The sequence below is a fragment of the Pseudacidovorax sp. NFM-22 genome (assembly GCF_021401245.1).
Lineage (GTDB): Bacteria > Pseudomonadota > Gammaproteobacteria > Burkholderiales > Burkholderiaceae_C > Xenophilus.
On sequence record NZ_JACBFY010000007.1, the window covers coordinates 79,566 to 94,817 of the forward strand.

General features: G+C 72.4%; 14 protein-coding genes. 9 read left to right on the top strand and 5 right to left on the bottom strand.

Annotated features, from left to right (window positions below; genetic code table 11):
* Window positions 1-7: 7 nt before the first annotated feature.
* The 9 genes from hypB (at window position 8) to L0984_RS23305 (ending at window position 9,948) form a co-directional block, all read left to right on the top strand.
* On the top strand, window positions 8-979 hold the full coding sequence (hypB, locus tag L0984_RS23265) for a hydrogenase nickel incorporation protein HypB (protein WP_234196725.1): 972 nt from the start codon (window positions 8-10) through the stop codon (window positions 977-979).
* Window positions 979-2,064: a Kae1-like domain-containing protein gene (locus tag L0984_RS23270; RefSeq protein WP_234196726.1), complete on the top strand. Its 1,086-nt coding sequence runs from the start codon at window positions 979-981 to the stop codon at window positions 2,062-2,064. The genes hypB and L0984_RS23270 overlap by 1 nt, the downstream gene beginning before the upstream one ends.
* A gap of 13 nt (window positions 2,065-2,077) precedes the next feature.
* Window positions 2,078-2,305 (top strand): HypC/HybG/HupF family hydrogenase formation chaperone, encoded by a 228-nt coding sequence (locus L0984_RS23275; protein ID WP_234196727.1) that lies wholly within the window; start codon window positions 2,078-2,080, stop codon window positions 2,303-2,305.
* Between the two features lies 1 nt (window position 2,306).
* A complete protein-coding gene (gene hypD, locus L0984_RS23280) occupies window positions 2,307-3,455 on the top strand; it encodes a hydrogenase formation protein HypD (RefSeq protein ID WP_234196728.1) in 1,149 nt (382 codons plus the stop codon).
* A 59-nt stretch (window positions 3,456-3,514) separates the two neighbouring features.
* Entirely contained in the window at window positions 3,515-4,510 is a 996-nt protein-coding gene (gene hypE / locus L0984_RS23285) for a hydrogenase expression/formation protein HypE (protein ID WP_255697603.1), read from the top strand.
* Window positions 4,511-4,658: 148 nt separating this feature from the next.
* Window positions 4,659-6,107 carry a sigma-54-dependent transcriptional regulator gene (locus L0984_RS23290; protein ID WP_234196730.1) on the top strand — a complete coding sequence of 483 codons (1,449 nt, stop codon included), beginning with the start codon at window positions 4,659-4,661 and terminating at the stop codon, window positions 6,105-6,107.
* A gap of 15 nt (window positions 6,108-6,122) precedes the next feature.
* Entirely contained in the window at window positions 6,123-7,136 is a 1,014-nt protein-coding gene (locus tag L0984_RS23295; RefSeq protein WP_370646154.1) for a HupU protein, read from the top strand.
* Window positions 7,133-8,593 (top strand): nickel-dependent hydrogenase large subunit, encoded by a 1,461-nt coding sequence (locus L0984_RS23300; protein ID WP_234196731.1) that lies wholly within the window; start codon window positions 7,133-7,135, stop codon window positions 8,591-8,593. The genes L0984_RS23295 and L0984_RS23300 overlap by 4 nt, the downstream gene beginning before the upstream one ends.
* 50 nt (window positions 8,594-8,643) lie before the next feature.
* Complete coding sequence (locus L0984_RS23305; RefSeq protein WP_370646155.1) at window positions 8,644-9,948, top strand: sensor histidine kinase; 1,305 nt, start codon at window positions 8,644-8,646, stop codon at window positions 9,946-9,948.
* A 23-nt stretch (window positions 9,949-9,971) separates the two neighbouring features.
* Here the strand turns inward: L0984_RS23305 and L0984_RS23310 are convergent, their stop codons facing one another.
* From L0984_RS23310 to L0984_RS23330, 5 genes are all read right to left on the bottom strand, one after another.
* Window positions 9,972-10,727: an alpha/beta fold hydrolase gene (locus tag L0984_RS23310; RefSeq protein WP_234196941.1), complete on the bottom strand. Its 756-nt coding sequence runs from the start codon at window positions 10,725-10,727 to the stop codon at window positions 9,972-9,974.
* Between the two features lie 13 nt (window positions 10,728-10,740).
* On the bottom strand, window positions 10,741-11,670 hold the full coding sequence (locus L0984_RS23315) for a Bug family tripartite tricarboxylate transporter substrate binding protein (protein ID WP_234196733.1): 930 nt from the start codon (window positions 11,668-11,670) through the stop codon (window positions 10,741-10,743).
* A 188-nt stretch (window positions 11,671-11,858) separates the two neighbouring features.
* Window positions 11,859-13,064, bottom strand: coding sequence for a LysR family transcriptional regulator (locus L0984_RS23320; protein ID WP_234196734.1), 1,206 nt, complete (start codon window positions 13,062-13,064; stop codon window positions 11,859-11,861).
* Window positions 13,065-13,081: 17 nt separating this feature from the next.
* The gene (locus L0984_RS23325; RefSeq protein WP_370646157.1) at window positions 13,082-14,494 is read right to left on the bottom strand and encodes an ATP-binding protein; all 1,413 of its coding nucleotides are present in this window, start codon (window positions 14,492-14,494) and stop codon (window positions 13,082-13,084) included.
* Window positions 14,491-15,168, bottom strand: coding sequence for a response regulator transcription factor (locus L0984_RS23330; RefSeq protein ID WP_234196735.1), 678 nt, complete (start codon window positions 15,166-15,168; stop codon window positions 14,491-14,493). Before L0984_RS23330 ends, L0984_RS23325 begins: the two co-directional genes overlap by 4 nt.
* Between the last annotated feature and the right edge of the window lie 84 nt (window positions 15,169-15,252).

The window sequence follows — 15,252 nt, forward strand, 5'->3', positions numbered from 1 at the left end:
GACGACGATGTGTGTGGTGTGCGGATGCGCCGACGGCGGCGACGGAGCGACCCAGGCCCACGGCCATGGGCACGAAGAAGGCCATGGGCACGGTGATGGTCATGCCCATGAGCACGGCCACGATCACGGCCATGTCCACGTGGACCCGAAGCATGGCGACCTGCATTTCGGTGCCGGCGCGGCGCGCGTGTCGGTGCCGGGCATGAGCCAGGCCCGCACGGTCAAGCTGGAGGCCGACATCCTCGGGGAGAACCGCCGCATCGCCCGGCAGAACCGCGGCCACTTCCAGGCCCATGGCGTGACGGCGCTCAACCTGCTGTCCAGCCCCGGCTCGGGCAAGACCACCCTGCTGTGCGCCACCATCGAGGCGCTCAAGCACCGCGCACCGCATGTGGACGTGGCCGTCATCGAAGGCGACCAGCAGACCAGCTTCGACGCCGACCGCATCCGCGCCACCGGCGCGCCGGCCGTGCAGGTCAACACCGGCAAGGGCTGCCACCTCGATGCACCGATGGTGGCCGAGGCCTTCGGCCAGCTGCACGGCCACGATCACCACCACCATGGCGATGCGGCCGGCAGCCTGCTCTTCATCGAGAACGTCGGCAATCTCGTCTGCCCGGCGCTGTGGGACCTGGGGGAGGCCGCCAAGGTGGTCGTGCTGTCGGTGACCGAGGGCGAGGACAAGCCGCTCAAGTACCCCGACATGTTCGCCGCCGCCGAGCTGATGGTGCTGAACAAGGTCGACCTGCTGCCGCACCTGCGTTTCGACGTGCAGCGCTGCATCGACATGGCCCGGCGCGTCAACCCGACGCTGCAGGTGCTGCAGCTTTCGGCGACGACGGGCCAGGGCATGGATGCCTGGCTCGACTGGCTGCTCGAATGGACGGCGCCCCGGGACGCCAGCCCGCATGCGCTGCGCGCCCGCGTCGCCGCGCTCGAGGCCGAGCTGGCCCAGGCCCGCGCCGCGCTGGAAAGCTGATGCCGGCCGTGCTCGCCTTCGGCGCCTGGCTGAAGAACGCGGCCTGCCTGCTCGACGGCGGCGACGCCCAGTGGTCGCCCGTGCATGGCGACCTCGGCGACCCCGAGGCCTGCCGCGCGCTGGATGCCTCGGTGCGGCGCTTGGCTGCCGAATCGCGCCGGCCCCCGGCTGGCGTCGCGCACGACCTGCACCCCGACTTCTTCAGCACCCGCCTGGCCGTCGAACTGGCCGCGGCCTGGGGTGTGCCGGCCGTGCCGGTGCAGCACCACCATGCGCACATCGGCGTCGTCATGGCCGACCATGGCCTGCAGGAGCCCGTCGTCGGCCTGGCCCTCGACGGCGTGGGCCTGGGCACCGACGGCACGGCCTGGGGCGGCGAGCTGCTGTGGGTGGCGCCGCGCGACTGGCGCCGCATCGGCGGGCTGTGGCCGCTGCAGCTGCCCGGCGGCGACGTGGCCGCGCGCGAGCCCTGGCGCATGGCCGCGTCGGCCCTGCATGCCCTTGGGCGCGGCGACGAGATCGAGGCGCGCTTCGGCCCCGCCGTCGGCGCGCCGGCAGCCCGGGCCGTGCAGCGCATGCTGGCCGCAGGACTGAACTGCCCCGTCACCAGCAGCGCCGGACGCTGGTTCGACGCCGCCGCGGGTGCGCTCGGCCTGAGCGTCAGGCAGGCGCACGAGGCCGAGGCGGCCATCGCGCTGGAGACGCTGGCCGCACAGCACCTGGCGCAGGCCGGCGTGCCACCGCGGCGCGATCTGGTCGACCCTCATGCGCTGGCGCGCCTGGATCTGCGGCCCCTGCTCGCCCGCCTGCTGGACGCGACCGAGCCCGGCGAGGCCGCCGCCTGGTTCCATGTGTCGCTTGCCGAAGCGCTGGCGGACTGGGCTGCCGCAGCCGCACGCGAAACCGGCACCCGCACCGTCTGCCTCGGCGGGGGCTGCTTCTTCAATGCGGTGCTGACGGCGCAGCTCGGCGCGCGGCTTGCGTCGCACGGCCTGCGCGTGTTCGCGCCGCGCTCCACGAACTGCGGCGATGCCGGCCTGGCCCTGGGCCAGGCCTGGGTCGCCGCCCAACAACTGGCAACCTGACCGAGGCCGCCCCATGTGCCTAGCCATTCCCACCCGCCTGATCGAGATCCGCCCCGGCGCGCAGGCCCTCGTCGACCTCGGCGGCATCCGCAAGCAGATCTCCATCGCCCTCGTGCCCGAGGCGACGGTCGGCGACTACGTCATCGTCCACGTCGGCCACGCCATCGGCCGCATCGACCCCGAGGAGGCCGAACGCACGCTGCGTCTGTTCGGCGAACTCGCCGCGCAGGAGGCGCAGTGACATGAAGTACATCGACGAGTTCCGCGACGGCGACATCGCCCGCAAGATCGCCGACCGGCTGCAGGCCGAAGCCCGGCCCGACCGGCAGTACAGCTTCATGGAGTTCTGCGGCGGCCACACGCATGCCATCTCGCGCTACGGCGTCGCCGAGCTGCTGCCGGCCAACGTGCGCATGGTGCATGGCCCGGGCTGCCCGGTGTGCGTGCTGCCCATCGGGCGCATCGACCTGGCCATCCAGCTGGCGCAGGAGCGCGGCGCCATCGTCTGCACCTACGGCGACACCATGCGCGTGCCCGCCTCAGACGGCCTGTCGCTCGTGCGGGCCAAGGCGCGGGGCGGCGACATCCGCATGGTCTATTCCGGCGCCGATGCGCTGGAGATCGCGCGCCGCGAGCCGGGCCGCGAGGTGGTCTTCTTCGCCATCGGCTTCGAGACCACGACCCCGCCCACGGCCCTCACCCTCCAGCGCGCCCGCGACGAGGGCTTGAAGAACTTCAGCGTGCTGTGCTGCCATGTGCTGACGCCCGCGGCCATCACCCACATCCTCGAATCGCCCGAGGTGCGGCAGTACGGCACCGTGCCGCTGGACGGCTTCGTGGGCCCCGCGCATGTGAGCATCGTCATCGGCTCCGCACCCTACGAACCCTTTGCCGCGGCCTACCGCAAGCCGGTGGTCATCGCCGGCTTCGAGCCGCTGGACGTGATGCAGGCCGTGCTGATGCTGGTTCGCCAGGTCAACGAGGGCCGCGCGGAGGTGGAGAACGAGTTCACCCGCGCCGTCACCCGCGAAGGCAACCGCCATGCGCAGGCGCTGGTGGACGAGGTGCTGGAACTGCGTCCGAGCTTCGAGTGGCGCGGCCTGGGCGAGGTGCCGCACAGCGCGTTGAAGATCCGGCCGGGCTATGCCGAGTTCGACGCCGAGCGGCGCTTCGGTCTGGACTACCGCGCGGTGCCCGACAACAAGGCCTGCGAGTGCGGGGCCATCCTGCGAGGCGTGAAGAAGCCGACCGACTGCAGGATCTTCGGCACCGTCTGCACGCCCGAGAACCCGGTGGGCTCGTGCATGGTGTCGTCCGAGGGCGCCTGCGCGGCGCATTACTCGTACGGGCGCTTCCGGGACATCCCGGTGCGCGTGGAGGCCGTCGCGTGAGCGCCCCAACGAAGAAGGGCTACATCCGCCCGCTGGACATCCGCCATGGCCGGGTGGACATGAGCCACGGCGCAGGCGGACGGGCCTCGGCCCAGCTCATCGAGGAGCTGTTCCAGGCGGCGCTGGCCAACGAATGGCTCGCCCAGGGCAACGACGGCGCCGCCTTCGCCATCCCGGTGGGCGCCCGCATGGTGATGGCCACCGACGCCCATGTGGTCTCGCCGCTCTTCTTTCCCGGCGGCGACCTGGGCTCTCTGGCCGTGCACGGCACGATCAACGACGTGGCCATGTGCGGCGCCCGGCCGCTGTACCTCTCGGCCAGCTTCATCCTCGAAGAGGGCTTTCCCCTGGCCGAGCTCAAGCGCGTGGTCGACGCCATGGCCGCCGCCGCCCGGGAGGCAGGCGTGCCCGTCATCACCGGCGACACCAAGGTGGTGGAGCAGGGCAAGGGCGACGGCGTCTTCATCAGCACGACCGGCATCGGCGTCGTGCCGGCGGGCGTGGACGTCTCGGGCGCCAATGCGCGGCCAGGCAACGTCGTCCTGCTGTCCGGCACCATCGGCGACCACGGCGTGGCCGTGATGTCCCAGCGCGAGTCGCTGGAGTTCGAGACCACCATCGAGTCGGACTCCGCCGCGCTGCACGGCCTGGTGGCCAACATGCTGGCCGCGGCGCCGGGCGGCGTGCGGGTGCTGCGCGACCCCACGCGCGGCGGCCTGGCGACGACGCTGAACGAGATCGCCCGCCAGTCCGGAGTGGGCATGCTGCTGGAGGAGGCCGCCATCCCGGTCAAGCCGCAGGTGGACGCGGCCTGCGAGCTGCTGGGGCTGGACCCGCTCTACGTGGCCAACGAGGGCAAGCTGGTGGCCGTCTGCGCACCCGAGGCGGCCGAGGCGGTGCTCGCGGCCATGCGGGCGCATCCGCACGGCACGGCGGCGGCCCGCATCGGCAGCGTCACGGAAGACCCGCACCACTTCGTGCAGATGGCCACCCGCTTCGGCGGCCGCCGCGTCGTCGACTGGCTCAGCGGCGAGCAGCTGCCGCGCATCTGCTGACCCCGCCGCGACGGGCGCGCACCCGGGCCCTGTCGCACAATCCGGCGCGCCGCCAGGCACAAGGCGCATCGCCCCCATCGCCACCGTCGCCAGGATCCACGCCCCGCATGCACCGCCACTTCTTCGGTCTCGACTCCCACCGTCGCGTATGAGCCCCGCGCAGCCATTGCCCGTCGTGCTGGTCGTCGACGACGAGGTGCGCTCGCAGGACGCCCTGCGCCGCACGCTGGACGAAGACTTCGTGGTGCTCACCGCCAGCGGGGCCGACCAGGCGCGCGTCCACCTGGAGCGGCAGGAGGTGAGCGTCATCCTGTGCGACCAGCGCATGCCCGGCCTCACCGGCGTGGCCTTCCTGAAGGAGGTGCGCGAGCGCTGGCCCGACACGGTGCGCATCGTCATCTCGGGCTATACCGATTCCGAGGACATCATTGCCGGCATCAACGACGCCGGCATCTACCAGTACATCCTCAAGCCCTGGATCCCCCAGCACCTGCTGGGCACGGTGCGCAATGCGGCCGAGGCGCGCACGCTGCAGCGCGACATGAACCGGCTCGACCTGGAGCTGCGCACCAGCACGCCGGTGCTGCGCCAGCGGGCCGAACGCAAGCTCGACCGCGCGCGCGCCACCTTCGACTTCGACCGCATCGAGCGCCTGCCCGGCAGCCCCATGGACGCCGTCTGCGCGCTGGCCGAGCGCATCGCCCGCGTGGACCTGAGCGTGCTGGTGCAGGGCGAATCGGGGACGGGCAAGGAGCTGCTGGCCCGCGCCATGCACTACGCCAGTCCGCGCGCCGCGGGCGCCTTCGTGGTCGAGAACTGCGCGGCCCTGACGGACACGCTGCTCGAATCGGAACTCTTCGGCCACAAGCGGGGCGCCTTCACGGGCGCCTTCGAAGACCACGTGGGCCTGTTCCAGCGCGCCCATGGCGGCACCATCTTCCTGGACGAGATCGGCGAGACCTCGCCCGCCTTCCAGCTGCGCCTGCTGCGCGTGCTGCAGGAAGGCGAGGTGCGCCCCGTCGGTGCGACGCGCGTGGTGCCGGTGGACGTGCGGGTGATCGCGGCGACCCACCGCGACCTGGAGCAGCGCGTGCGCGACGGCCTGTTCCGTGAAGACCTCTACTACCGCATCGCCTGCGTCACCTTCACCGTGCCTCCGTTGCGCGAACGCAGCGGCGACATCGGGCCCATCGCCCGCCGCCTGCTGGCCGAGATCGCGCCTGCTCTCGGCCGCGGGCAGGTCCGGCTGGGCGACGACGCGCTGGCGGCGCTGCTGGCCTATCCGTGGCCCGGCAACATCCGTGAGCTGCGCAACGAGATCTCGCGGGCCGTGGCGCTGAGCGAGGGCGAGGAGATGGGCGCGGCCGCCTTCTCGTCGCGGGTGCTGCAGGGCCAGGCCGGGCGCAGCGTCCCGGCCCAGGCGCAGGCGCTGCCGTCCAGCGGCACCCTGGCCGAGCGGCTGGATGCCGTGGAGGCCATGCTGCTGCGCGAGACGCTGCTGCGCCACCGCTGGAACAAGACCCGGGCGGCGCTGGAACTCGGCCTGTCGCGCGTGGGCCTGCGCGGCAAGATGAAGCGCTTCGGCCTCGAGGATTGATCGAAGGAGAGCGACGTGGCGCGAACCGAACCCTTCAACGTGCTCTGGCTGCAGTCGGGCGGCTGCGGCGGCTGCAGCATGTCGCTGCTGTGTGCCGACACCACCGACTTTCACGGCCTGCTGCGCGACGCCGGCATCCGGCTGCTGTGGCATCCCTCGCTGTCGCTGGAGACGGGCGGCGACGTGGTGGCGATCCTGAACGACGTGCTGGAAGGGCGGGTGCGGCTCGATGCGCTGTGCGTGGAAGGGGCGTTGCTGCGCGGCCCCAACGGCACGGGGCGCTTCCATGTGCTGGCGGGCACCGGCCTGCCGATGATCCACTGGGTGCAGCGCCTGGCCGGGCAGGCCGGTGTGGTCGCGGCCATGGGCAGCTGCGCGGCCTGGGGCGGCATCACGGCAGGCGGCGCCAATCCGACCGATGCCTGCGGCCTGCAGTACGAAGACGACCGCCCCGGCGGCCTGCTCGGGGCCGGCTTCCGGTCCCGCGGCGGGCTGCCCGTGGTCAATGTGGCCGGCTGCCCGACCCATCCCGGCTGGGTGATCGACACCCTCATGGCCATGGCTGCGGGCGAGTTGACGGCCGATGCGCTGGACGCGCTGGGCCGGCCGCGGCTGTATGCGGACCAGCTGGTCCACCATGGCTGCACCCGCAACGAGTTCTACGAGTTCAAGGCGAGTGCGGAGAAGCCCTCGGACCTGGGCTGCATGATGGAGCACATGGGCTGCAAGGGCACGCAGGTGCATGCGGACTGCAACACGCGGCTGTGGAACGGCGAGGGCTCCTGCACGCGCGGTGGCTATGCCTGCATCGCCTGCACCGAGCCCGGCTTCCAGGAGCCGGGCCATCGCTTCCACGAGACGCCGAAGATCGCCGGCATTCCCATCGGCCTGCCCACCGACATGCCCAAGGCCTGGTTCGTGGCGCTGGCCTCGCTGTCCAAGTCGGCCACGCCGCAGCGGGTCAAGCTCAACGCCACGGCCGACCACCGCGTCGTCACGCCGTCCATCCGCAAGACAAGGCTGAAATGAAGCGCCTGCTCGTCGGCCCCTTCAACCGTGTCGAAGGCGACCTGGAAGTGACGCTGGACGTCGCCGATGGCCGGGTGCGCTCGGCCCGCGTCAATGCGCCGATGTACCGCGGCTTCGAACAGATCCTGCACGGCAAGGCGCCGCATGACGCCCTGGTCTACGTGCCGCGCATCTGCGGCATCTGCTCGGTCTCGCAGTCGGTCGCCGCAGCCCATGCGCTGGCCGACTTGGCGGGCGTCGCGATGCCGCCCAACGGCCGCCACGTGACCAACGCCATCCTCGCCATCGAGAACCTGGCCGACCACCTGACGCACTTCTACCTGTTCTTCATGCCCGACTTCGCGCGCGCCGCCTACGCGGGCCGGCCCTGGCATGCCGAGGCGGTGGAGCGCTTTACGGCCGGGCACGGCGAGCAGGTGCGCAAGGCCATCGCGGCGCGCCAGCGCTGGTTCGAGCTGCTGGGCACGCTGGCCGGCAAATGGCCGCACACGCAGAGCCTGGAGCCGGGGGGCTCCTCGCGGGCCATCGAGCCCGCAGAGCGCACGCGGCTGCTGGCGCGGGTGCGCGAGTTCCGCAACTTCCTGGAACGCGAACTCTTCGGCGGCACGGCGCTGGAGGCCTTCGATGCGCTGCCGGGCGAGCCGGCCTTGTGGGCCTGGCATGCCGAGCAGCCCGCGCGCGGCGACTTCCGCCTCTTCCTCAGCGCCATGCTGGACCCGGCGCTCGCGGCGCTTGGCCCCGGCCCGGGGCGCTACCTGAGCTATGGCGCCTACCCCCAGCCCGAGGGCGGCCACAGCTTCGCGGCGGGCCTGTGGGATGCGTCGCACGATGCCCTGCAGCCGCTGGACACCGCCGCCATCACCGAGGACGCCACGCATGCCTGGCTGCTGGCGACCGGCGGCCCCCGCCATCCGCGCGACGGCATGACCGAGCCCGACGCCGACAAGCCCGGCGCCTATACCTGGAACAAGGCGCCGCGCCTGGCCGGGCAGGTGGTGGAGACCGGGGCCATCGCCCGCCAGCTGGCCGCGGGCCATGCCCTGGTGCACGACGCCGTAGGCCGCCACGGCGGCACCGTGTTCACGCGCGTGCTGGCCCGCGTGCTGGAGCTGGCGCGCGTGGTGCCGCAGATCGAGCGCTGGCTGCAGGCGCTGCAGCCCGGCCAGCCGTACTGCGTGCCGGTGCGGTTGCCGGCGGATGGCGAGGGCATGGGCCTGAACGAGGCGGCACGGGGCGCGCTGGGCCACTGGGTGTCCGTGCGCGATGGCCGCATCGCCAACTACCAGATCGTGGCGCCCACCAGCTGGAACTTCTCGCCGCGCGACGCCGCCGGCACGCCCGGCGCCCTGGAGCAGGCCCTGGTCGACGCGCCTGTCCAGGACGGCGAGGACACGCCGGCGGCCGTCCAGCACATCGTGCGCTCCTTCGACCCCTGCATGGTCTGCACGGTGCACTGATGGCCCCTCGCCGCCGCATGGACGCCCCGCCGCCCCTGCCCCCGCAAGGCATGGACGACGCTGCCTGGGTCGACGTGATCCAGAAGATGGACGAGGTCTATTCCCAGCTGGTCACCGACGAGATCGAGCTGGAGAAGAAGAACGCCGAGCTGGAGCAGTCGCAACAGTTCATCTTCAGCGTGCTGTCGGCGATGTCGGACGTGCTGGTCGTCTGCGATGCCCAGGGGCTGATCGAAGAGACCAACGCCGCGCTGTGCGAGCTGGTGGGCCGCACCGACCAGCAGCTGCGCGGCACGTCGCTCTACGACCTGCTGGCCGACGACGGCAGCGTGGCGGCCGCCCGTTCGGTGATGGCCAACCGCAGCCCGACGCGCCGCGGCGAATCGATCGAACTGAACCTGCGGGGTGCCGGCGGCGAGGCCGTGCCGGTGGATGCCAACTGCACGCCGCGCTTCGCCGCCTCGCAGCGCCGTGTGGGCACCGTGCTGGTGGCCCGCCCCACGGCCGAGATCCGCCGCGCCTACGAGGAGCTGCGCACCGCCCACGAGGCGCTCAAGCGCACGCAGCAGCAGCTGCTGCATTCCGAGAAGATGGCGTCGCTCGGGCGCCTGGTGGCCGGCGTGGCGCACGAGCTGAACAACCCGATCAGCTTCGTGCTGGGCAACGTGCACGCCCTGGGCCGCTACAGCGACCGGCTGCGGGACTACCTGCAGGCCGCGCACGAAGGCCGCGACGCCGACGAGCTCCAGGCCATGCGGACCCGGCTGCGCGTCGACCATATCCTGGACGACCTTCCCTCGCTGCTGGAAGGCACGCTGGAGGGCGCGCAGCGCACCGCCGACATCGTCAACGGCCTGAAGCGCTTCTCGGCCATCGACCCCGAGACCCGCCAGGACATCGACCTGAACGAGGTGGTGGACCGCGCCGTGCTCTGGGTCACGAAGGGCGCGCCCAGTAGCCTGACACTGCACTGGCAGCCGCAGGCGCCCTGCTGGGTGCACGGCAATGCGGGGCAGCTTCAGCAGGTGGTCATGAACCTGCTGCAGAACGCGCTCGATGCCACGTCCGAGCTGCCGGGCCAGGCGCCCGAGCTGCGCATCGAGATCGTGAGCTCCGACGAGCATGTGCATCTGCGCGTGGCCGACAACGGCCCCGGCATCTCCACCGCCCATCTGTCCCACATCTTCGAGCCCTTCTTCACGACCAAGCCCGTGGGCAAGGGCACGGGGCTCGGCCTGTCCATCAGCTACGGGATCGTGGAGCGGCACGGCGGGGTGCTGCGGGCGCAGAACCTCGCTGCGGGCGGCGCGCAGTTCGAGGTCACCCTGCGTCGGCTTGCCGCGCCTGCGGCCTGACGCGCCCGCTGCCGGGCGCCTGGCTACTTCGGGCGGCTCTGGCTTTGCGAGGGCCGTTCATCGAGCCACCGTTGCAACGCGGCTGTCACGGCATCCGGCTGCTCCATGGTGCTCATGTGGCCGCAGTCCTCCACCGCCACCAGCTGCGCCTTCGGAATGTGGCGCAGCATCTCCTCGTGCCGCGACAGCGGGCTCCAGCCGTCCTCGCGGCCGCACAGCAGCAGGGTCGGCGCCGTGATGCGGGCCAGCAGACCGGTGGCCTCGGGCCGGTGGAGCAGGGCGTGGATCTGCGCCTCGAACTGCGCGGGCGTGAAGCGCTCGATCATGTCCAGGATCTGCGCGAACACCGGCGAATCCCAACGCGCCGGGTGCACCATGCCGCGGGCCCACTGGCGGCCCATGGCGCGCATGCCCTCCGCGCGGGCCAGGGCCAGCAAGGCCATGCGCTGGGCGGCCTCGGCCTCGCCGGTCGTGCCGGCGGGGCGCGCCTGGTAGCCCGTGTCCAGCAGCGCAAGACGCTGCACGCGCTCGGGCACCTGGCGCCAGATCTCGAGCGCGCAGCGGCCGCCCATGCTGTGGCCGGCCACGCTGAAGGGCCGCTCGGCAGGCAGCAGCGCCAGCGCCTGCCGGGCCATGCCCTCGATGGTGTCGGCCATGCCATGCCGCGCCACGACGCAGTCGGCCACCGGTGCCAGGGCCTGCACCTGCGCCTGCCACACGGCCTCGTCGCACAGCAGCCCGGGAATCAGCAGCAGCGCCGGCCGAGCCGACGGCTGCATGGCGTCGGCGGCCTCAGTCAAGCTTGGCTCCCGACTTGAGGACGATGCCGGCCCACAGTGCCTTCTCGGCCACCACGAAGCGGCCGAACTCCTCCGGTGTGCTGGCCACCACCTCGGCGCCGGTCGGGCGGATCTGCGCCTCGACCTCCGGCGTGTGCAGCGCCCGGGCCGTGGCGGCCTGCAGTTGCTGCACCGTGGCGGCCGGCGTGCCGCGCGGCGCCCACAGCCCGTACCAGTTGGTCAGCACATAGCCGGGCAGGCCGGACTCGACCATGGTGGGCAGGTCGGGCAGCAGCGCCATGCGCGCCTGCGAGGTCACGGCAAGCGCCCGCAGCCGGCCCGCGCGCACCTGCTGCATCGACGAGGAGGCCGAGTCGAACATCACCTGGATCTGCCCGCCGATGAGGTCGGTCTGGGCCGGCGCCGCGCCCCGGTAGGGCACGTGCACCATGTCCACGCCCGCGAGCTGCTTGAGCAGTTCGCCCGCCAGATGGGCGGCGCCCGCGTTGCCCGAAGAGCCGAAGGAGAGCGCCCCCGGATGCGCCTTGGCATAGGCGATGAGGCCCCGCACATCGCGCACCGGCAGTTGCGGATTCACCAGCAGCAGCATCGGCACGCGGGTGAGCTGCGTGATGGGCGCGAAGTCCTCGATCACGTCGAAGCCGACATGCTTGAACAGCGCGGGATAGGTGACGTGCACCGAGGCGTTGACGAGCAGCGTCTCGCCATCGGGCCGCGCCTGGGCCACGGCCTGGGCGCCGAGCATGCCGCCGCCGCCCGGGCGGTTGTCGACCAGGAAGGGCGTGCCGAGCGCCTGCTGCAGCCCCTGCGCCGTGATCCGCGCGATCTGGTCGGCCGGCCCGCCGGGCGGATGCGGCACGATGACGCGCACCGGCCCCTTCGATGCGGACTGGGCCCGCGCGGCCCATGGCAGCCAGGGCAAGGCGCCAGCGGCCAGCGCAGCCGCCAGGGCTCGCCGCCGGCCGGGTTGTGCGGGCTGCCGTGTGCACCCGGTGTTGCTTGGAATCATGTCGTCTCCTGTCGATGCGGGCTCCAGCCCGAGCTTCGCAGGATGCCGTCAGGCGCCGCGCACAACCATGCGCGCACGCCCCTTTCGATGCGTTCTGCCTGTCACCCCTGCCGGGTCGCCGCGGCGGCCAGGGCCTCCTGGAAGGCCGCGAGAGCGGGGGTCGGCGCGAAGCCGGTGCGCACGGTGAAGCCGATGGCCCGCGGCGGATGCGGCAGCGCGACCTGGAGCGTCGCGAGCAGCCCGGCCTGAAGCTCGCCATGCCACTGGCTCGGCGGCGCCACCGCCAGCCGGTCGCTCTGCTGCAGCAGCGTGGCGATCAGCGCCGGACTGTTGATGTGCACGCCGCTCGGGGCGGGCAGGTCGTGGGCATCGAAGGCACGGGCCAGCGCCTCCCAGGCGGGCGAGCCCGCCATCGGCAGCACCCATTGGGCACGCCGCAGGTCGGCCAGGCGCAGCCGGCGACGCGCCAGCAGCGGGTGGCCGGCGCGCACCAGAAACGCCAGCGGGTCGTGGAAGAGCTGCACCTGCCGCAGGTCCGCCGGCACCTGGGGCCGCAGCGCGCCCACCATGATGTCGATCTGCGCCTGCTGCAGGCTGCTGCGCAGCGTGTCGTAGGTGCCGTCCACCACCGACAGCTGCAGCTCGGGCCAGCGCGCACTGACGTGCTGCAGCGCCGCGGAGACCACGGCCCCGGTGGAGTAGGGCAGCGTGCCGATGGCCAGGCGGCCCCGCAGGCGACCGCGGGCGGCGGCGGCATCTTCTGCCAGCGCCTGCATCTCGCGCAACGCCAGCGCCGCATGGTGGGCCACCCAGGCGCCGCGGCTGGTCGGGCGCAGGCCGCCGGCCAGGCGGTCGAACAGCGGCTCGCCCGCCAGGTGTTCGACCTGCGCCAGTGCCTGCTGCACCGACGCCTGCGCCATGCCCAGCCGCGCCGCCGCGCGCCGCTGGCTGCCGGCCGTAGCCAGCAGCACGACAACGTCCAACTGGCGCTCGCTCACCTGGGCGGCCAGGCGACCGCCCCCGACGGCCGTCCGCCAGGGCCCGGCATCCGCACGCGCGAGGTGGGCCAGCGTCTCGCGCATGCGCGCGAAGAGCGGCGCGCCCTGCGCGGTCGGCCGCATGCCCTGGCGGCTGCGTTCGAAGAGGCGCAGGCCCAGTGCCGCTTCCATCTGCACGATGGCCCGCGCCACGGTGGGCTGCGACAGGTGCAGCGACCCGGCCGCGGCGGTCGTGCTGCCGTGCGCGGCCACCGCCATGACCGCGCGCAAGGACCGCAGCGTCGGCAGGCCGGCGTCTGCAGGAGCCATGGCGCCCGCCGACGTACTCAGGCGGCCGCCACCATCGGCAGCCGCAGGTCGAAGCGCGCCCCGCCACCCGGCGCATTGCCCGCCTCCAGCCGCGCGCCGTGGGCATGCATCACGGCCTGCGCCAGCGACAGGCCCAGGCCCAGGCCGGCCGCCGCCTCGCGGGCGCGGGCGCCGCGGTAGAAGCGCTCGAACAGGTGCGGCAGGTCGCTGGGCTCGATGCCGGGGCCGTCGTCCGTCACCCGCACGATGGCCTCGCGGGCGGACGCATCGGCCAGCAGGCTCACGTTGACGGCACCGCCCTGCGGCGAGTACTTGATGGCGTTGTCGATCAGGTTGGTCAGGGCGAGCTGCACCGGCACGCGGGCCGACACGGCCTGCACGTCGGCGCCTTCGCTCACCGTCAGCACCACCTGGCGCTGGCGTGCGACGGGCGCCATGCGCCGCATGGTCTCGCGCACCAGGTCGGCCAGCGACAGCGATTCCATCTCGCCGCGCTCCTGGCCGGCATCCAGGCGGGCCAGCACCAGCAGTTCTTCCACAAGCAGGGTGAGCGATTCCACCTCGTCCAGCGCGGAATGCAGCGTCTCCACATAGCTGGCGGCATCGCGCGGGCGGCGCAGCGCGATCTCCAGCTCGGCCCGCAGCCGCGACAGCGGCGAGCGCAGCTCGTGCGAGGCATCGGCCGTGAAGTTGCGCTGCGCCTCGATGCCGCGCTCCAGGCGATCGAGCATCTCGTTGAGCGTGTCCACCAGCCGCCCGATCTCGTCGGGCACGCCGGGGTGCGGCAGCCGGCTGGCCAGGTTGCGCTGGCCGATGCGGCGCGCCTGCTCCACGATGTCGTCGATGGCATTGAAGACACGGCGCGTGAGCAGTTCGCCCGCGATGCCCAGCGCCAGGATCAGCACCACGGTCAGCAGCAGCATCATGACGCCGGCACTGGCCACGGCGTGGTTCAGGTCCTCCAGCGAGGCGGCGACCTGCACGGCCATCAGATCGGGCCGGTTGGGCACCGGCACCGACACCACCCGCGTGGGTTCGCCGGCAAAGCGCTCCAGGTCCTCGTAGAGCGGGCCGCCGCCGACCAGTTGGGCCCGCAGGTCGGCCGGCACCGGCAGCGTGGCCGATCCCATGTTGGCACTGCGTGCCACCACCTGCCCGTCCTTGTCCACCACCTGCACCAGGCGATCCACCCGCGCATACGAAGGCCCGCGGTTGCGCGCGGCCTCGTGCACGACGGCGGGCGTGCCCGGCTCGGCCACGGCCAGCATGCCGGACTCCAGCTCGGCCAGCGCCAGGATGGCATCGTCCAGGTCGCCGCGCAGGTCGGTCGAGAAGGCCCAGATGCCCACGGCCGCCACCACCGCCATCACCAGCGACACGACGGCGAAGTGCACCATGGCCAGGCGCCGGCGGAAGCTCAGCATGGTCATGCGGCCGTCCCCACGTCCAGCCGGAAGCCGCGCCCGCGCACGGTGACGATGGAAGGATCGGCGATGCCCTCCAGCTTGCGCCGCAGGTTGCCCATGTGCACGTCGATGAGGTTGTCGATGGCGAGCAGATCGTCCTTCCAGATCTGCTCGGCGATGCGGGCCCGGCTCACCACCTCGCCCGGATGCCGCATCAGGATGTGCAGCAGCGCGAACTCCTTCTGCGTGAGGTCGATGGGCTGGCCATGGCCGGTGAGGGCATGGCTGAGCGGATCGAGCCGCAGCGCACCGACGACCAGCACCGAGGGCCGGGCCAGGTCCGAGCGGCGCAGCAGGGCCCGCGCACGGGCCAGCAGTTCGTCGAAGGCGAAGGGCTTGGTCAGGTAGTCGTCGGCGCCGAGGTTGAGGCCTTCCACGCGGTCCACCAATGCATCGCGGGCCGTGAGCATGAGCACGGGCGTGGTCACGCCGCGCTCGCGCAGGTCGCGGCACCAGCTCAGGCCGTCCTGGCCGGGCAGCATGCGGTCGAGCACGATGAGGCCGTAGGCGGTGACGAAGGCCTCTTCGTCCGCCTCTTCGGCCGAATGGACCACGTCGACCACGAAGCCCTCCTCCTGCAGGCCGCGCGCCAGCACGCGGGCGGCCTTGCGGTCGTCTTCAACCAGGAGGATGCGCATCGGGAGTGGGCAATGGCGGGCACATGGGGCAGGCAGTATGCCTTTGCAGGCCCGTTTTCCGCCTGAAGAAGTCTTCAGGATTTC

Coding starts and splice junctions, on each gene's coding strand:
- L0984_RS23320 (WP_234196734.1), bottom strand. CDS start 13,064: ATGGCTCCTGCAGACGCCGGCCTGCCGACGCTGCGGTCCTTGCGCGCG.
- L0984_RS23310 (WP_234196941.1), bottom strand. CDS start 10,727: ATGCAGCCGTCGGCTCGGCCGGCGCTGCTGCTGATTCCCGGGCTGCTG.
- hypE (WP_255697603.1), top strand. CDS start 3,515: ATGAGCCACGGCGCAGGCGGACGGGCCTCGGCCCAGCTCATCGAGGAG.
- L0984_RS23275 (WP_234196727.1), top strand. CDS start 2,078: ATGTGCCTAGCCATTCCCACCCGCCTGATCGAGATCCGCCCCGGCGCG.
- L0984_RS23330 (WP_234196735.1), bottom strand. CDS start 15,168: ATGCGCATCCTCCTGGTTGAAGACGACCGCAAGGCCGCCCGCGTGCTG.
- L0984_RS23300 (WP_234196731.1), top strand. CDS start 7,133: ATGAAGCGCCTGCTCGTCGGCCCCTTCAACCGTGTCGAAGGCGACCTG.
- hypD (WP_234196728.1), top strand. CDS start 2,307: ATGAAGTACATCGACGAGTTCCGCGACGGCGACATCGCCCGCAAGATC.
- L0984_RS23290 (WP_234196730.1), top strand. CDS start 4,659: ATGAGCCCCGCGCAGCCATTGCCCGTCGTGCTGGTCGTCGACGACGAG.
- L0984_RS23325 (WP_370646157.1), bottom strand. CDS start 14,494: ATGACCATGCTGAGCTTCCGCCGGCGCCTGGCCATGGTGCACTTCGCC.
- hypB (WP_234196725.1), top strand. CDS start 8: ATGTGTGTGGTGTGCGGATGCGCCGACGGCGGCGACGGAGCGACCCAG.
- L0984_RS23270 (WP_234196726.1), top strand. CDS start 979: ATGCCGGCCGTGCTCGCCTTCGGCGCCTGGCTGAAGAACGCGGCCTGC.
- L0984_RS23305 (WP_370646155.1), top strand. CDS start 8,644: ATGGACGACGCTGCCTGGGTCGACGTGATCCAGAAGATGGACGAGGTC.